Here is a 16,361-nt window from a genome sequence, read left to right as displayed (position 1 = left end):
CGATTATGAGTGCATCATTTACTTTATTCACAAAACCAGGAAATAATTGCCCATTAGTATCAGTAATTATCCCAGCTTATAATGCAGCAGAGTTTATTGAAAGAACCTTAAATTCAGTTATTAATCAGACTTATCCCCACATCGAAGTCATAGTTGTAGACGATGGTTCACAAGATGAAACATCTGCGATCGTCCAATCAATTATGCAGCAGGATCATCGAATTCAATTATTACATCAACCTAATGCCGGCGTAGCTGCGGCACGTAACTTAGCCATTAAACAGGCGAAAGGAGAATTTATTGCTCCCATTGATGCAGACGATACTTGGTATCCGCAAAATTTAGCAAAGCAAGTCCAACGTTTTCAAGAATCTGATTCATCTGTAGGACTAGTTTATTCTTGGTCAGTCGTCATTGATGAAGCAGATAATCCTAATGGTGATTTTCACATTTCTGAGTACGAAGGTGACGTTTATATTGCCTTACTATATCGAAATTTCTTAGGAAATGCCAGTTCTACCTTAGTGCGTCGTAGTTGTTTTGATAGGGTAGGTTTGTATGACTGCGAATTTAAAGCCAAAGGCTGTCAAGGTTGTGAAGATTGGGATCTCTATTTACGCATTGCCGAACAGTATCAAGTAAGAGTAGTACGAGAATTTCTCGTTGGCTACCGTCAGACTACTAGTAGTATGTCTCATAATTATAGTTCAATGGTAAATTCTCAGCAATCTGTATTAGCATTAATTCAGCAAAAACATCCAGAAATTCCTCATGTGCTTTATCGCTGGTCTTGTAGTCTTTTTTATATCTATATAGCTCGTAAAAGTAGCGTATCTGGCAAATATTGGCAGACTTTGCTTTGCTTATATAAAGCATTAAAGCTGGATTTTTCTATGACATTGTTACGCCCTGATTTATATGTACAAACTCTCAAAATTATTCTCATTTCATTTATCAGAATAATTAGTTTGGTATTTCCTCAGACTCATACATTTTTCAGGACAAATAAAAATAATCATCCTCAACAGCTACAACTAAAAAATGGCAAAAGATTAATGAAAATCAAGAAAATCTTACCTTCAAAAATATATGAAGATTGGCGGATTAATTGGTTATCAAAAAAAGTGGCAATTCAAAGATATAGAGTTACTGCTTGATATCATGTCCGCTTAAATACTTATCATATCTTGGGGGTTGGTAATAGGTAATAGGTAATAGGTAATTGGTAATTGGTAATTGGTAATGGTAACAAACAATTACCTATTACCGACTAAAGCAACCATATCGTAAGCAATTAGTCGGACATAAATAGCGATCGCCTGTTGTCTAGCTACTTAAAATATAGCAGTAGCCACATAGGTTAGGACATAGGTAGATCATAAAACCCTGATATTAACAAGCTTCCCTTGCCTGTCACCTGTCACCTGTCACCTGTCACCTGCTATATCATTCCATTCAGCTACACACAATGGTTTAACTTCCAACTGCATATCAAAACAATCACTAGCAGCAGTAGTCAAAGCCCTGATAATCTCTTCTACACTCAAGTTTAATTGTACAGGTGTCAACGATGCTGCACCAAATACCTGAGCAAACAATTCTGCATCTGGTTGTAGACGCATAGAACCATGTTGCAAAATTACATTACCACGCCGCAGTTGAGCGCTACCAATTAGTTTAGTGCCATCTGGTAAAACTAAATCTGCACCTGTAGCTGTACCAAAGCAATTGGGATTGTGGATGTAACCACGCCCGGCTGTACCATAACTTAATTCTATAGCGATCGCTCTCCATCCTTGAATTAAAAACTCACAAATCTTTTCGTATGCTGCCAGACGATTACCGCTCAATCCAGATGTTACCACAGCATAAGTTAAATCACCTTGATGTAACACTGCTCTCCCACCAGTAGGACGACGTACCAAATCTAACTTTTGACCTCGCCAAATTAAATTTTCCCAATGTTCGGGATATTGGCGTTGATGATAACCAAGAGAAATGGCGGGTGGCGACCAAGTATAAAATCGCAGAGTGGGTGGATGTTTACCAGCTTGATGCTGTTCTAATAACCAACGGTCAATAGCCATCTGCACAACACCAGAAGCTGCTAACAAAGGAATTAGTCGCCAAACCTGCTTGCTACCCATCAAAAATTCACAAATTGCTTAAGCTGCACCAAACTCTGATTGTAAAGCTTCGTCATAGTCATCCGCGACTGTAGCCACAATGGTAATCAGCCGTGAAACCTCCCCAGGAGATATTTCCGCCAAAGTACGGATAGAAATAACCACCACTTTATTTTCAATAATGCCAAAACGCGCTTCAAAAGTGCTGGAACAGTTCAATTCCAACAAATGACGCAATAACTTTGGTTCATCCTTAGCTGGTAACTGGAGAACCGCCGCCCAAACTGTGATAGTGTCTTCATCAGTTGATCCAGTCAGTTGGATAAATACTTCTACAGTCCCATATTTGAACTTCCACAGATAACCACCTTCTGGACTGTGGCTAACCATTGCACTATCATCTTGTTCTAGGGAGTCAATCACATTTTCAATGATTTCCACATGATTAATGCTAGTTTTTTCGGAAATTAGTTCTTCAATGAGTTCATCTTTACTCACGGTTTCTTGGTAACTTGTCATAAGGGTTTTTCTCTCTAGCTATATTCTATTAACTACACATTCTTTATACCTTGTGCAGAAAGCATAGTTTTAGCCCCTAAAGAGTAAATCTAGATTTAGATAAGTGTATGATTATTTTGCCTCTGCCGTAGGCAAACATCATGGAACTAGAACATCTACTGCGAAATCGTCGTAAAATCCGCGCTATAGGTTTTGATGATGCGCCATTTGAGCGCCATACGGCTCAACCCGTGGGAGTCGCTGGAGTCATTTGTGCAGGTACAAGGTTTGAGGGTATGGTTTGGGGAGAGATAGACGCTGATGGCTGGAACGCAACAGATACCCTTTGTCAATTACTCATAGGAGGTAAATTTCTTTCCCAAATTCATGTAGTGTTATTAGATGGAATTTCTTTAGGTGGCTTCAATATAATTGACTTACCCTTATTAGCACAAAGGCTAGAACGTCCTTGCATTGCCGTGATGCGAAAGCAACCCAGATTAACAGCTATCATCCACGCCATGCAAAGATTACCATATCCAGACAAACGCTTAGAAGTTATCCGCCGTGCAGGCCCTGTACACGAACATCCCCCATTTTATTTTCAAGTCTGCGGCGCTGAACCTGAAGTCACAGCCCAAGTCCTGCAACAACTCACAGACTGCGGTCACGTTCCCGAAGCCCTACGCCTAGCCCATTTAATAGCCTCTGCGGTGGTCAAGGGGGAGAGTGGGAGACAGGCGTGAGTGGGGAAAGGGGACTGGGGGGACTGGGGGGAGATGGGGGAGATGGGGGAGATGAGGGAGTGGGGGGAGATAAGGGAGATGAGGGAGATGAGGGAGATGAGGGAGATGAGGGAGTAACCCACCCCTAGCCCCTCCCAGGAGGGGAACAGGGAGATGAGGGAGATGAGGGAGAAAAACTAATGTCAACTGATAACTGATAACTGATAACTGTCAACTGATAACTGATAACTGATAACTGATAACTGATAACTGATAACTGTCAACTGACTACTTCCTTAAGAATAGTCATGGGGCCATGTTGTTTGAGGAGTTGCATTTCTGTCTCGTTTTTCACTAGCAAAGCACCGGCGAACCCTAAAGAGTTTACCGAAATGGTGTGGAAATGTTCTTGCGATCGCGGTACAATCATCATCCATTCCCTTGTAGCTAATAAATTATAAGCACCCGTAGGTTTATCACCATCGACTATTCCTAAACCCACCGCACGCAATAAGTCATGATAAATTGCTAAAGTAGCTTCAGCTCCTATCAATGGAGAATCTACCCAAGCTGGTTGTAAACTAGCGAAAGCATGGACGAATGGTAGCCCCGGTATAGTTGCAGTGCTATCTTGAAATTTTGCTGATATTAATAGTGGTGCAATGGGTATCTGCGGCTGTGAAGCTGTAAAAGGTAATGGTACTAGTTGCAAGTGCTTATGTCTTTGACTAGCGCCCGCAAGTTTGCCACTATTATAAAATGCTAAACCATCCATCCCCGCTAGACAAGCCCACATTGCCGCAAAATCTCCTAATGTCAGCAAGCTTTCCTGTTCTTCAAAATCGCGGGTGATAATCAGTAAGTGATAATCAACAACATTAAATTTATTCAATATACATACATGAGTATCGGATATTTCCGACACAAATAAATCCTGTTCGTAAGGAAGAAAAGGATTAAAATCTTTCCCAGCCGCAGCTTGCTTATCTTGCTTCTTCTTGGCTGCATTTTTCCTTGCGAGGTTAGATAAAATTCTCACCAAAAAATTAACCCCATCCTGTTCGACAAATTCAAACTCCGTCGGTATCGATAGCAGCGCCCCACAGTTTAAAGCATAATCTGTCTGTTGTTTTACCCGATGCCACAATGTTTCAGGTTCTAGTAAAATTTTTCCTTCAGTCATGGTTAAGTCCATAGTCCATAGTCAATAGTCAATAGTCCATAGTCCATAGTTAATAGTCAATAGTCCATAGTCCATATATTACTTCCCCTTTCCCCTTTCCCCCTTCCCCCTTCCCCTTCCCTTCCCTTCCTCCTAAACTTCTACACAAACTTAAAAACTCCACTCATAATTGAGTGAAGTTTTGTAAATTTTATTTGATTAAAATTTTAATCCTTTAATCTTAAAACACGCTCATGACTGCGATGATGCTAGCACTGGTCAGCATGATGAAACCGCCCAAAAACATATACTCACGCACTGGTGTCAGGGATTTGGTAGTTTTCATGTCCGTAAAATCCTTTAATCTAGCTGTTCCATTCAGAATATCAGTTTGGGTATAAATCTCTATTAAAAGGAGTTAAAACTTAAAATAGCTTAACTTTTCTTAGTAAAGACTATAGTGTTTGCTTAATAAACATTTAATTGGGACTTACGCATGAAAACGAAAAATCAATGGTTTTGGCAAGGGTACAGGGGTGTAGGGAAAAGATGAGAATAATTTACACCCTTACACCCTTACACCCTTACACCCTTACACCCAGTCTTAACAGGTAAACTACCTACACCGCCGTGAACGGTCGGTGTAGGCTTTGTCCCAGTTTTCGCCGCCAATCGGAAACAAACTAAGTTGTCCTTCCAACAAGCAAGCAATCCCCGGAACTTCAGGGTTGTTTACACAAACCCCCAAAGCTGCAATATTCAACGCAGCATTAATATCAGCATCATGCTCAAAACCACAATGTCCACATTTAAACGACTTAAGAGAACGATAAGACTTGCCTTTAACGGGGTGTACATGGTGACACCGCGAACAAGTTTGGCTGGTATAGGCTGGTGGAACCAAAACAACGGGAACACCAGCGATACTTGCCTTGTATTGGGTAAACAGTCGCAACTGGTAAAAAGCCCAATTATTAGTTCTGCGTCGTTCGGTTTCACTTCGTGGTTTTTGGTTAAGAGATTCTCTGATATTTGTCAAATCTTCAAATGCAATCGCAGCATTATTCGATTTGGCATCAGAAACAATTTGTTTGGAAATATGGTGATTCAACCACTTTTGAAAGCGTTGTTCTCTCCCAGAGAGCCTTCTCAAAAGTCTTCTAGAACTGCGAGTGCGTTTGGATTGAATGTTCGCTCTGACCTTGCTGTATCGGTCACGAGTGTTTTGAATCTGTTCTCCACTCCAAGATTTACCGGTCGTAGTGGTAGCAATATCGCGTCTACCCAAATCAACCCCGATTACTCGCGGAGTTTTTCCCATTGGATCGGTGGGAATGTCAACACAGATATTAATGTAGTAATCACCTTTGCGAGACTTACAAAACGTTGCTGATGTTGGTTTTTGTCCTCTGAGCAATGCAATTTGGTATCCACCAATCGACATTTTGAACTTGACTCGACCACACATCAAAGTAATGCCAACAGTTTGCGACTCTTCAATATATTGAAAAGTTCTCGCATCCAGACTAATCGACGTTGGTCGAAATTTATGGATTTGCTTGACTGCCTTGGCATTACCAATTACACGACGGATTGCTTGACAAACATGGTTTGCTTTCAATCCCGTAGACTCGCGGACTGGTTTATAAGCCTTGTGATGGAGTTTGTTCGTGTTCCAACATTTTTCGCGTTTTGCAACTTCCAATATTTGGTTACACGCATCAGCAAAGCCCCGCAAAGTGCGGTCAATCTCGACTCGCAACTCTACAGGGACTACTACTTTGCATTTAACTGATATTGCCTGCATTACGTACCTCTAGACGTTCATCCCATTATAGCAGCAGATAAAATGCAGAAGTTATTAGTTTCCGAATATTTGGGAATTGTTCAACTGGTTGTCTCGCTGTTTTTGCTTTGCAAAAATACGCTCAACAACCGTTTCTCAATTCCCCTCCCATTCCTCCAACCACTTCCCTATCGGGTAAGTGGTGGTCTCCTGGGAGGTTGAGATGACTTTGGTGCGTAAGTCCTGGTAAATAAGCGCATTCCATTCGCAGTTACTAACAAGGATGTCCCTGTATCTGCTAAGACGGCTACAGCTAACCCAACAAACCCAAACGTTCCTAATAGCAAAAATAAAGCCTTGGTTACTAAAGAAAAGACTACATTCTGTTGAATCACAGATACAGTACGACGGCTTAATTCTACTGCATAGGCAAGTCGGCTCAAATTACTACCAACAAGCACTACATCTGCTGTCTCTAAGGCAATATCAATTCCACCCACGGCAAAACTGATATCTGCCGCAGCTAAGGCTGGTGCATCGTTGATACCATCTCCCACCATACCAACTACCCCAGAACGGCGTAGTTGTTGAATTTCTTGGAGTTTATCTTCTGGTAATAATTCTGCCTGATAATCTGTAATGCCAACTTGTTGGGCAATTTGCCGTACAGTAGAAGTACGATCGCCACTCAGCATCACCAACCGCTTTAATCCCATCCGCTTCAACTGTCGCAGAGCTTCTGTTGCTTCTAATCGAATACCATCAGCAAGTGCGATCGCTCCTAATAAACCTTGATTTGTTCCCACTAGCACCGGAATTTGACCTTGTTGCTCAATTTCACTCAACAGAGATTCAGCTTCACTAGATAAGGGAATACCTTGGTCTGCAAACAATCTTCGATTACCTACAAAATACCACATCTGGTCAATGGTTGCCTGAATTCCTTTACCTGGTATTGCCATAAAGTTACTAGGGGTGGCTAATTCCATACCCAGATGATCAGCCTGAGCGACAATTGCCTTAGCTAGGGGATGTTCTGAGCGTTGCTCAATTGTTGCCGCAATCTGCAATACCATGTTCTTACTCATCCCCAGCTCGTAAATTTTCTGTACTACAGGTAGTCCTTGTGTAATCGTACCTGTTTTATCAAAAGCCAGAGTAGTCAAATGCCCGGCTGTCTCCAGAGCATGACCACCTTTGAACAAAACGCCCTGACGAGTTGCTGCACCGATAGCACTGACAATAGAAACTGGTGTAGAAATTACTAAGGCACAGGGACAGGCAATAACTAGCATCACCAATGCCCGATAAAACCAGATGTTCGCAGACTGACCAAAAACTAAGGGGGGAATTAAAGCAATGGCGATCGCTATCAAAATTACAATAGGGGTGTAGACCTCGGCAAATTTATCTACCCACTGCTGAGAAGGAGCGCGGCTACTTTGGGCTTGTTCTACCAGATGAATAATTTTAGCAACAGTCGTATCTCTAAAACTATGAGTTACTTTTACTTCCAAAAACCCCGATTGATTTAATGTGCCAGCAAAGACCGCATCGCCTGTTGTTTTATCTTCGGGAATTGACTCTCCAGTAATTGGAGACTGGTCAATAGTACTGATACCAGCAACGACTACCCCATCTAACGCTACACGCTGTCCAGGTCGAATTGTCAAAATTTCTCCAACTTGAACATTTTCCACCGGCACAGTCACTTCCTGATTCCCCTGTTTGACTGTAGCCGTAGGTGGAGTTAAGTCCATTAAAGCACGAATTGCATTGCGTGTGCGGTCAAAGGTAAAAACTTGCAATGTTGTACCCAAGGAGAACAAAAAGACAACTAATGCCCCCTCAAACCAGTCTCCCAGAATCAATGCTCCAGTTACGGAAATGGTCATGAGCAGGTTCATGTCTGCACGACGCAAGCGCAACTCAAATAAACCTGCCCGTGCAATAGGATAGCCAGCAATTACTATGCCAACGCCATAAAAAGCTCGTACTATCCAGATAGGTAGCGCTAAATATTCAGCCAGTAAACCCAGAACTAACCCTATTCCTGTAAGCATCACACTCTGTACCCGGCGGTTAGTTATCCAGAATTTCCACTTACCTGGGTCAGACTTGACAGTATTGGCAACTACTTCATGCTGATGATTTGGCTCAAGGTGATCAGTATGAGTCTGAACTTGCTGATTTGGCTCAATCGTATAACCTAAAGCTTTTACTCGGTCATAAATAGTTTTTTCATTGACCTGTTGTGGGTTATAGGACACCTGCATCTGTTGTGTAGCGAAATTAACTGATGCTTCCTTAATACCAGGAATCTGACGTAAGCCAACTTCAACAGTTTTGGCACAATTGCCACAGTCCATACCAGCTATTGTGGCTTGTATTGCTTTGGTGTCGGCTATTTCCTCCAGCTCATGTGCTGCTGCATGACTGTGATGATGGTCGTGACCACATTCACAGGAATTAATTGTCTGCTGTAACTCTACCTGGGAACTAATTTCTACTGTGTAACCTAAAGCCTGAATGCGATCGCAAATAGTTTTTGAACTCAAATGCTCTGGATTGTAGGATATTCTCACTTTACTGGTTGCAAAGCTCACCGATACTTCCGTAACACCGCGTAATTTTTGCAAACCAACTTCAATCGTTTTGGCACAACTACCACAGTCCATGCCACTCACTTGTAGAATCTGGGTTTTCAGGGAAGGGGTTTGAGTCATAGCCGTTGGAGGCAAAGGTTAAAAATTGATTATCAGTATTTTAATCTAATATCTGAATAAATGTTCAGTTGTACAATTATTTAATTGTAGTTAAGATTGAAAGTGATAACCATTATTTCCATGCCATGCGATGAACAAGCCACAGACTAAAAAAGAGGGGGAATTGCTTGAGAATGCAGACCTACCAAAATGTGATACCCATTTAGTACATTTGGATAACGTGCGGTCAATCCAAACACAAATCTTATCTCCAGATAAGGCACAACAGATGGCAGAAATTTTTAGCATACTTGCAGATCCAAATCGTCTCAGGCTGATATCAGCTTTGTTTTCTGGTGAGTTGTGTGTTTGTGATTTAGCTGCATTAACAAAAATGACCGAATCAGCAGTTTCCCATCAATTGCGATTATTGAAAGCGATGCGTTTAGTTAGTTATCGTCGAGAAGGCAAAAATGTCTATTACAGCTTGGCTGATCATCACATCATCAATTTATATTCCTCTTTAGGTGAAAATTTAGATAACTTGAGATAACCAGTATTTTGCCCTTTATAACAGTCGTCTAATAGGTGAGGACATCATACAATTTTAAAACCCTTAGTTTCAAAGGCTTTCAGCCCTGTCACCTATCACCTGTCCCCTGCTATACGTTCAAGGTAGTGATTTCCGTATTAGATAATTACCTAAACTATACCAATTTGAAAAAAGAATGCGACAGATACCAGGGTAGGGGCGCAAAGATGTGCGCCCCTACAGTTCATGGATGTGTTGCCAAGATTTTTTGAGTTGGTATTACCTGATATCCGAGCGATATAGGAGCCTTTGTGTTATAGAATGAAATTTAACCAAGGTAACAAATATATAACTGGAAATCCTCATGACATCCACGGCATCTATAACCCAAACAACCGAATTTGATTTAGAGCAATTAAATCAACAGTTTGAAACTGCCACTCCTAAAGAAATTCTGGCATGGTCTATAGAAAATATTCCCACAGGATTGGTACAAACTAGTGCCTTTAACGTGGATGACTTAGTAATTACCCATATCCTGTATAGTGAACTCAAGCAACCAGTACCTGTAATATTCCTCGACACTCTGTACCACTTCCGCGAAACCTTAGAACTCGTTGCTAAAGCCAAAGAAATATACAACTTAGACCTACAAACCTATAAAACTCCAGATGTAGATAGCCGTGAAGCCTTTACTGCTAAATACGGTGAAGCACTCTGGGATCAAGATATAGCTCAATTCCACCAAATCACCAAAATTGAACCATTACAACGCGGTTTAGACGAACTCAACACCGTTGCATGGATTACAGGTCGTCGTCGTGACCAAGCAGTTACCCGTGCTAATATGCCTATATTTGAATTGGATGGCAAAGGTCGCTTGAAAGTCAATCCCCTAGCTAACTGGACAAGAAAAGATAGCTGGGATTACGTGGCTGAACATGGTGTAATTTACAACCCCCTACACGACCAAGGTTATCCCAGCATTGGCGACGAACCCATCACCACTAAAGTTGGTGAAGGCGAAGATGAACGCGCCGGACGCTGGCGGGGAAGCAATAAAACTGAATGTGGGATTCATATTTAATACCAATTTGAAAAAAGAATGCGACAGATACCAAAGTAGGGGCGCACATCTGTGCGCCCTTACAGATAATCGATGTGTTGCAAATATTTTTTGAATTGGTATAAGAACACTGTAGAGACGTTGTATACAACGTCTCTACATGATTAATTGGTGTAACTCTGCGCCTGAAGTGTTAAAATAAATACAGCTTTAGTAATATCCGAACTGCGGTAAATTTCAGCTTGAATAGCTAAATAAACAACAGCTTGAGCTTTATGTATAGTGCTTTTGGGAATTTCATCAACATCTGATTTAATAAGTTGGTTAAATGAGCAGGAAAGTAATTAATTTCAGATGTTGATTAAGTATAAAGCGGTAAAGCCGGAGATAAAAACTCCGGTTTTTTATCTAAAGATTGGGCAAATCACTTTGTAAAAAAGGTATTTGATTGGTGAGAAATTATAACCTACCCTGCCAAAATTTATTTCCAGTTCCCCTTCTCCCTTGGGGAGAAGGGGCTAGGGGATGAGGGCTTGAGAAATTCTCTGTAAAACAAACTCGATATCACTAAATACTTGGTCATTACTAAACCGAATGACAGTAAAATTATGAGACTTTAACCAATTTTCCCTGATAGAATCTTCAGCTTGTTGGGTTGCATGAATACTACCGCCCAATTCGATAATTAATAATTTATCGTGACAATAAAAATCAACAATGTATCTACCGATATTATGTTGTCTGCGAAACTTGGTATTTAATAAACGTCGATTTTTTAAACATTCCCACAGGATTTGTTCTGCTGGTGTTTGTTTTTTTCTTAACTCACGGGCGCGTTCTAATAATACTTTAGGTATTTGTCGATTGCTACCTGCTAACTTAGCGATTTCTGCCCTCACCCCTAGCCCCTCTCCCACGGGGAGAGGGGGACAAGATGTATCGTTATATTTTTCTTCTTTATATTTATTTTGTGATTGTTTATCTTTACTATCTTTTTCTCTTTCTTCACTCCCTCTCCCTGTGGGAGAAGGCTGGGGTGAGGGTTCATCTTCCATATTCTCCACCTAAAATAAACTCAATTGGTCACTGTAATTATCTGGCTTTTTAGATGCCACTTTCGCCTTTTTCTTACATCTAGATTTACCTTGTTTCTTGTCTTTATCATGTCTTTCTTCACTCCCTCTCCCTGTGGGAGAGGGCTGGGGTGAGGGTTCATCTTCCATATTCTCCACCTAAGATAAACTCAATTGGTCACTGTAATTATCTTGCTTTTTAGATGCCACTTTATTTAATTCTAATAATCTATATAGCATTTCTCGCCGTGCAGTTTCGCTGATCGTGAAGCGTAAGCCTTGTTTGGTTTGGTGGAAACCATGACCTAGACCCTCACCCCCGGCCCCTCTCCCATCAGGAGAGGGGAGTAATTTTTGTATAAAGCCATTTCAATTTGACAACCTAAATTTTGATAAAGATAATGAACGTATCTCCCCCGCGATGCAGACTCATGTAACTTAGATTTACAGTAGTTGTACCCTTCCCAGAGTGTATGAAAGGTATTTGAATTTTCTATAGTTAAACCCTCATCTTGAAGGTCTTCTATTTGAGAGGACAATGATGATAAATTGGTAACTTTAAAATATTGAAACACTTTTCCATCGCTATTTGTCACTAATATATATAAGAACTGACTAATGACAAATCATGCTCAAAATTCTTCACCTCTCCGACATTCACATGGGAAGCGGCTTTTCCCACGGACGTATTAATCCCATCACAGGATTAAATACAAGATTAGAGGATTTTGTTGATACTTTATCTGTGTGTATTGATCGGGCGCTGGCAGATCCGGTAGATTTGGTGATATTTGGGGGTGATGCGTTTCCTGATGCTACACCACCACCTTATGTACAAGAAGCTTTTGCAGGTCAATTTCGCCGTCTGGTGGATGCGGAAATTCCCACGGTGTTGTTAGTGGGGAACCATGACCAACATTCCCAAGGACAGGGAGGCGCAAGTTTAAATATATACCGCACTTTGGGAGTGCCGGGGTTTGTGGTTGGTGATAGGTTAATGACTCACCATATCCAAACCCGTAACGGCAAAGTGCAGGTAATTACTTTACCTTGGTTGACTCGTTCGACGTTGATGACACGTCAAGAAACTGAAGGTTTGGCGCTGGCGGAAGTTAATCAATTATTAACGGAACGGTTACAAGTTGTGATAGAAGGGGAAATTCGCCGACTTGACCCCAATGTGCCTACTGTGCTTTTGGCACATTTGATGGCGGATAATGCAACTTTAGGTGCAGAACGTTATTTGGCTGTGGGTAAAGGCTTTACTCTCCCCTTATCTTTGCTGACTCGTCCTTGTTTTGATTATGTGGCGTTGGGACACGTCCACCGTCATCAGAATTTGAATAAATCTAATGACCCACCTGTGATTTATCCGGGAAGTATTGAACGGGTAGATTTTAGCGAGGAGAAAGAAGATAAGGGTTATGTAATGATTGAACTGGAGAAGGGAAACGTACATTGGGAGTTTTGTCCCTTACCAGTGAGGACTTTTTGCACAATTGAAGTTGATGTGTCAAAAGCAGATGATCCACAAGCTGCTATTCTGAAAGCGATCGCCAAACATGATATCCAAGATGCTGTAGTCCGCCTAATTTACAAACTCCGTTCTGAACAAATGGATGTAATTGATAGCGCCTCCCTACACACCGCATTAAGTCCTGCACACACCTATACCATTCAAGCCGAATTGGTCAGTCAGTTAGCTAGACCCCGCATTCCCGAATTGAATGCAAGCAGCAGCATCGACCCAATGGAAGCATTAAAAACCTATCTACAAAATCGCGAAGACCTCAAAGACATCTCAGCCTCAATGTTAGAAGCCGCACAACAGTTGTTAGCAGTTGACAGTTGACAGTTATCAGTTATCAGTTATCAGTTATCAGTTATCATTAGTTTCTTCCCCTTTCCCCCTTTCCCCCTTTCCCCTTTCCCCCTTCCCCCTTCCCCTTTCCCCAGTCCTTTTTTGTAAACAGTTAGCAGACAGACGATGGGCAGGGTTTATCTTTAGTTATATAAAAGCTAAATTCTGTACTGTTTCTTGATAAAGTCATAATGGCAACTAGCAATTTTCTACCCGATCCCGAATCAGGTCAATCAATTAGTCCTGAGTCAGTTCCGAGAATTAATATCCCGACAGTCTTCCGCATCGGACTATTTCAAATGGGTCTGGGAATGATGTCAATTTTGACTCAGGCTGTACTCAACAGAATCATGATTACAGAAATAAAGATTACCGAAAAGTTCGTCGTGGGGCTAGTGTTGGCTTTACCAGCGTTTGTCTCTCCTGCACGTATCCGGTTCGGTCAGCTTTCTGATGCCAAGCCTGTATGGGGTTATCATCGCACAGCTTATGTTTGGCTGGGGGCGGCAGTATTTGCGATCGCCGCTTTTTTAGCTGTACAAGTAGTGTGGCAGTTGAATGCGATCGCTGATAATCTTGGTGGTTGGGTGTGGAATACTCAAACTATCGGCTGGATGGCAGTTCTCGCTTTAGTTTTTGCCGTATACGGTATAGCAATTTGTGCTAGTAGTACGCCTTATGCTGCTTTGTTAGTGGATATCTCTGATGAAGATAACCGATCTAAAGTGGTGAGTATAGTTTGGTCAATGTTGATGGTGGGGATTATTGTTGGGGCAATTATTTCTGGCAAAATATTACCGTCAGAAGAAACTACAGTCAATTTGGAACCAGCCGTTAAGAGGCTATTTATCATCATCCCAGCTGTTGTATTTGGTTTGTCCATCATCTCAATGCTTGGTGTAGAGAAAAAATATTCTTTTTACAGCAAGCGTTCCACTTTAGTCAACCGCGAAGATAGTATCACATTAGCTGCGGCTTGGAAGATTTTGACAGCTAGCCCCCAAACTGCCTTGTTCTTCACTTTTTTAGTAGTGATGACCATCAGTTTATTTATGCAGGACGGAGTGCTAGAAGCTTATGCGGGTATAGTCTTCAATATGCCCACAGCAGAAAGTACCCTACTGAATGCTTTTTATGGTACAGGTCTTTTGATTGGCTATGGAGTAACTGGCTTTCTTGTGATTCCGCGTTTGGGTAAGCGTCGCACTGCGCGTCTGGGCTGTATTATGGTTGCATTCGCAGTGTTATTGTTGGGCGCGTCAGGCTTTTCGGCTAATTCCGCCTTCTTGAAGTTGGGTTTGCTATTGTTTGGTTTAGCCGCCGGTTTCTTAACTACAGGTGCAATTAGCTTGATGCTAGATTTGACAGTCGCAGAAGCCGCAGGCACATTTATTGGGGCTTGGGGACTGGCGCAGGCTTTAGCTAGGGGAACAGCTTTAGTGATAGGTGGTGCAGCCTTGGATGTAGGGGAAAAAGTTTTCCCAAATTCACTACAATTAGCTTATGGGTTGGTATTTGCCTTGGAAGCAGTGGGAATGCTGTTATCGATTTGGTTCCTCAACCGTGTGAATGTTACAGAATTTCAAAATAATACCAAGCAAGCGATCGCTTCTGTTTTAGAAAGCGATTTAGATTAGAAAGCCTTTGCATGAGAATTTATCAATGAACGATTTTTGGACAACAATTCTCGAATTTGCCCAAACTACCACTACCAGAGTAGGAGCGCAATTAATGCAGGATTTTGGGCAAGTGCAGGCTTTGCAAAAAGCTGATGGTAGCTTGGTAACACAAGCCGATAAATGGGCGGATCAAGAAATTCGTGATGCGATCGCTTCTAGTTTCGCAGGTTATGGAATACTAGCTGAAGAAAGCGATCGCACTTTTCCTGGGACAGAATGGTGTTGGGTAATTGACCCTTTAGATGGGACAACCAACTTTACACGCGGTATCCCCATCTGGTCGATTTCCCTGGCTTTGCTTTATCAAGGTACACCCATTTTCGGTTATGTATATGCACCGCCCCTAAATCAAGCCTTTCATGGCTTCTATCCAGGTACATCAGGTTTAGCCACCCCATCGGGAGCATTTCTGAATCATCACCCAATTCATACTAGTAGTGATGCGCCTAGTAGCAATCACTTTTTTAACCTTTGTTCCCGCAGTCTAGGAGTTGTGCAGAATGGCTTTCCCTGCAAAATTCGGATGTTGGGTGTAGCTAGTTACAATTTCCTCACGGTTGCAACTGGGGCGACATTAGGGGGTGTAGAAGCCACGCCAAAAGTTTGGGACTTAGCAGGCGCTTGGGTAATTGTGCAAGCTGCTGGCGGTAGCTGGGTGTCTCTAGACTCTGAACCCTTTCCTTTAATAGCAGGGGAAGATTATAGCGATCGCTCTTTCCCTACCCTCGTAGTTAGTCGCTCTGAATTAGTGCCGTTTTTTACACCTTTGATTCAGGCTGTATAGCAGGGTGCAGGAAACAAATAGGCATTTTCAGTAACGCAGAGGTTCGCACAGCTGTGCATGGGTGTCAACTTAAGCCAGGGCGAATGTAATTCGCGGCTACACAAGCAAAGTCCGCCTACGCGGACTAACGATAAATTAAGGTTTTTTAACCTGCGGAGGTAGGTTTTGTTTGTGTAGACGCGGTTTCTAACCGCCCATTTCACTGATGGTAGTCTTCCCAATCCCCTACTCAAAAATTAAAATTTGCAGATATTCTAGACATGAGCGCCTAGATATGCTCTCTCTGCACAAAAATGATAACTAGCGGTGAACTAATATATAGAAATCAACAGGATTGATGGTAGGGAATACCGGCGCATCATTC

Annotated in this window: 15 protein-coding genes; 8 read left to right on the top strand and 7 right to left on the bottom strand. The window is 41.9% G+C overall.

The genetic code is table 11. The annotated features are described in order from the left end of the window. The first annotated feature begins 5 nt into the window (after window positions 1-5). Window positions 6-1,157: a glycosyltransferase family 2 protein gene (locus H6G83_RS13585; RefSeq protein WP_190472787.1), complete on the top strand. Its 1,152-nt coding sequence runs from the start codon at window positions 6-8 to the stop codon at window positions 1,155-1,157. 270 nt (window positions 1,158-1,427) lie between these two features. On the opposite strand, the gene H6G83_RS13580 is transcribed toward H6G83_RS13585, so the two are convergent. Together H6G83_RS13580 and H6G83_RS13575 are read right to left on the bottom strand one after the other, a co-directional pair. Further along, complete coding sequence (locus tag H6G83_RS13580) at window positions 1,428-2,147, bottom strand: lipoate--protein ligase family protein (RefSeq protein WP_190472784.1); 720 nt, start codon at window positions 2,145-2,147, stop codon at window positions 1,428-1,430. An 18-nt stretch (window positions 2,148-2,165) separates the two neighbouring features. After that, window positions 2,166-2,645 (bottom strand): YbjN domain-containing protein, encoded by a 480-nt coding sequence (locus H6G83_RS13575; RefSeq protein WP_190472781.1) that lies wholly within the window; start codon window positions 2,643-2,645, stop codon window positions 2,166-2,168. A 140-nt stretch (window positions 2,646-2,785) separates the two neighbouring features. Between H6G83_RS13575 and H6G83_RS13570 the strand changes: the two genes are divergently transcribed. Next, the gene (locus H6G83_RS13570; protein ID WP_190472778.1) at window positions 2,786-3,370 is read left to right on the top strand and encodes an endonuclease dU; all 585 of its coding nucleotides are present in this window, start codon (window positions 2,786-2,788) and stop codon (window positions 3,368-3,370) included. Next, the gene (locus tag H6G83_RS35915) at window positions 3,367-3,498 is read left to right on the top strand and encodes a hypothetical protein (RefSeq protein WP_277876336.1); all 132 of its coding nucleotides are present in this window, start codon (window positions 3,367-3,369) and stop codon (window positions 3,496-3,498) included. Before H6G83_RS13570 ends, H6G83_RS35915 begins: the two co-directional genes overlap by 4 nt. Window positions 3,499-3,629: 131 nt before the next feature. Here the strand turns inward: H6G83_RS35915 and H6G83_RS13565 are convergent, their stop codons facing one another. From H6G83_RS13565 to H6G83_RS13555, 3 genes are all read right to left on the bottom strand, one after another. Next, window positions 3,630-4,532 carry an ATP adenylyltransferase family protein gene (locus H6G83_RS13565; protein ID WP_190472775.1) on the bottom strand — a complete coding sequence of 301 codons (903 nt, stop codon included), beginning with the start codon at window positions 4,530-4,532 and terminating at the stop codon, window positions 3,630-3,632. A 595-nt stretch (window positions 4,533-5,127) separates the two neighbouring features. Further along, window positions 5,128-6,318, bottom strand: a complete 1,191-nt coding sequence (locus tag H6G83_RS13560; RefSeq protein ID WP_190472772.1) for an RNA-guided endonuclease InsQ/TnpB family protein — start codon at window positions 6,316-6,318, stop codon at window positions 5,128-5,130. Window positions 6,319-6,485: 167 nt separating this feature from the next. Beyond that, window positions 6,486-9,023 (bottom strand): heavy metal translocating P-type ATPase, encoded by a 2,538-nt coding sequence (locus H6G83_RS13555; protein WP_190472769.1) that lies wholly within the window; start codon window positions 9,021-9,023, stop codon window positions 6,486-6,488. A 130-nt stretch (window positions 9,024-9,153) separates the two neighbouring features. Here H6G83_RS13555 and H6G83_RS13550 point away from each other — a divergent pair, with 130 nt between their 5' ends. Then, window positions 9,154-9,555, top strand: a complete 402-nt coding sequence (locus H6G83_RS13550; protein WP_190472767.1) for an ArsR/SmtB family transcription factor — start codon at window positions 9,154-9,156, stop codon at window positions 9,553-9,555. A 343-nt stretch (window positions 9,556-9,898) separates the two neighbouring features. After that, a complete protein-coding gene (gene cysH, locus H6G83_RS13545; RefSeq protein WP_190472762.1) occupies window positions 9,899-10,621 on the top strand; it encodes a phosphoadenosine phosphosulfate reductase in 723 nt (240 codons plus the stop codon). Between the two features lie 497 nt (window positions 10,622-11,118). On the opposite strand, the gene H6G83_RS13540 is transcribed toward cysH, so the two are convergent. Together H6G83_RS13540 and H6G83_RS13535 are read right to left on the bottom strand one after the other, a co-directional pair. Then, window positions 11,119-11,655: an endonuclease domain-containing protein gene (locus H6G83_RS13540; RefSeq protein WP_199328426.1), complete on the bottom strand. Its 537-nt coding sequence runs from the start codon at window positions 11,653-11,655 to the stop codon at window positions 11,119-11,121. Between the two features lie 9 nt (window positions 11,656-11,664). After that, complete coding sequence (locus H6G83_RS13535) at window positions 11,665-11,823, bottom strand: hypothetical protein (RefSeq protein ID WP_190472760.1); 159 nt, start codon at window positions 11,821-11,823, stop codon at window positions 11,665-11,667. A gap of 478 nt (window positions 11,824-12,301) precedes the next feature. On the opposite strand from H6G83_RS13535, the gene sbcD reads away from it, so the two are divergent. The 3 genes from sbcD (at window position 12,302) to H6G83_RS13520 (ending at window position 15,997) form a co-directional block, all read left to right on the top strand. Continuing rightward, complete coding sequence (gene sbcD, locus H6G83_RS13530) at window positions 12,302-13,525, top strand: exonuclease subunit SbcD (protein ID WP_190472757.1); 1,224 nt, start codon at window positions 12,302-12,304, stop codon at window positions 13,523-13,525. A 200-nt stretch (window positions 13,526-13,725) separates the two neighbouring features. Next, complete coding sequence (locus H6G83_RS13525; protein WP_190472754.1) at window positions 13,726-15,171, top strand: BCD family MFS transporter; 1,446 nt, start codon at window positions 13,726-13,728, stop codon at window positions 15,169-15,171. A gap of 25 nt (window positions 15,172-15,196) precedes the next feature. Further along, window positions 15,197-15,997 (top strand): inositol monophosphatase family protein, encoded by an 801-nt coding sequence (locus tag H6G83_RS13520; RefSeq protein ID WP_190472751.1) that lies wholly within the window; start codon window positions 15,197-15,199, stop codon window positions 15,995-15,997. The last annotated feature ends 364 nt before the right edge of the window (window positions 15,998-16,361 follow it).

This window comes from Anabaena azotica FACHB-119 (assembly GCF_014697625.1).
GTDB lineage: Bacteria > Cyanobacteriota > Cyanobacteriia > Cyanobacteriales > Nostocaceae > Trichormus > Trichormus azoticus_A.
The sequence above is the reverse complement of the archived record's forward strand: the minus strand, read 5'-3'. Positions and strand labels throughout refer to the sequence as shown.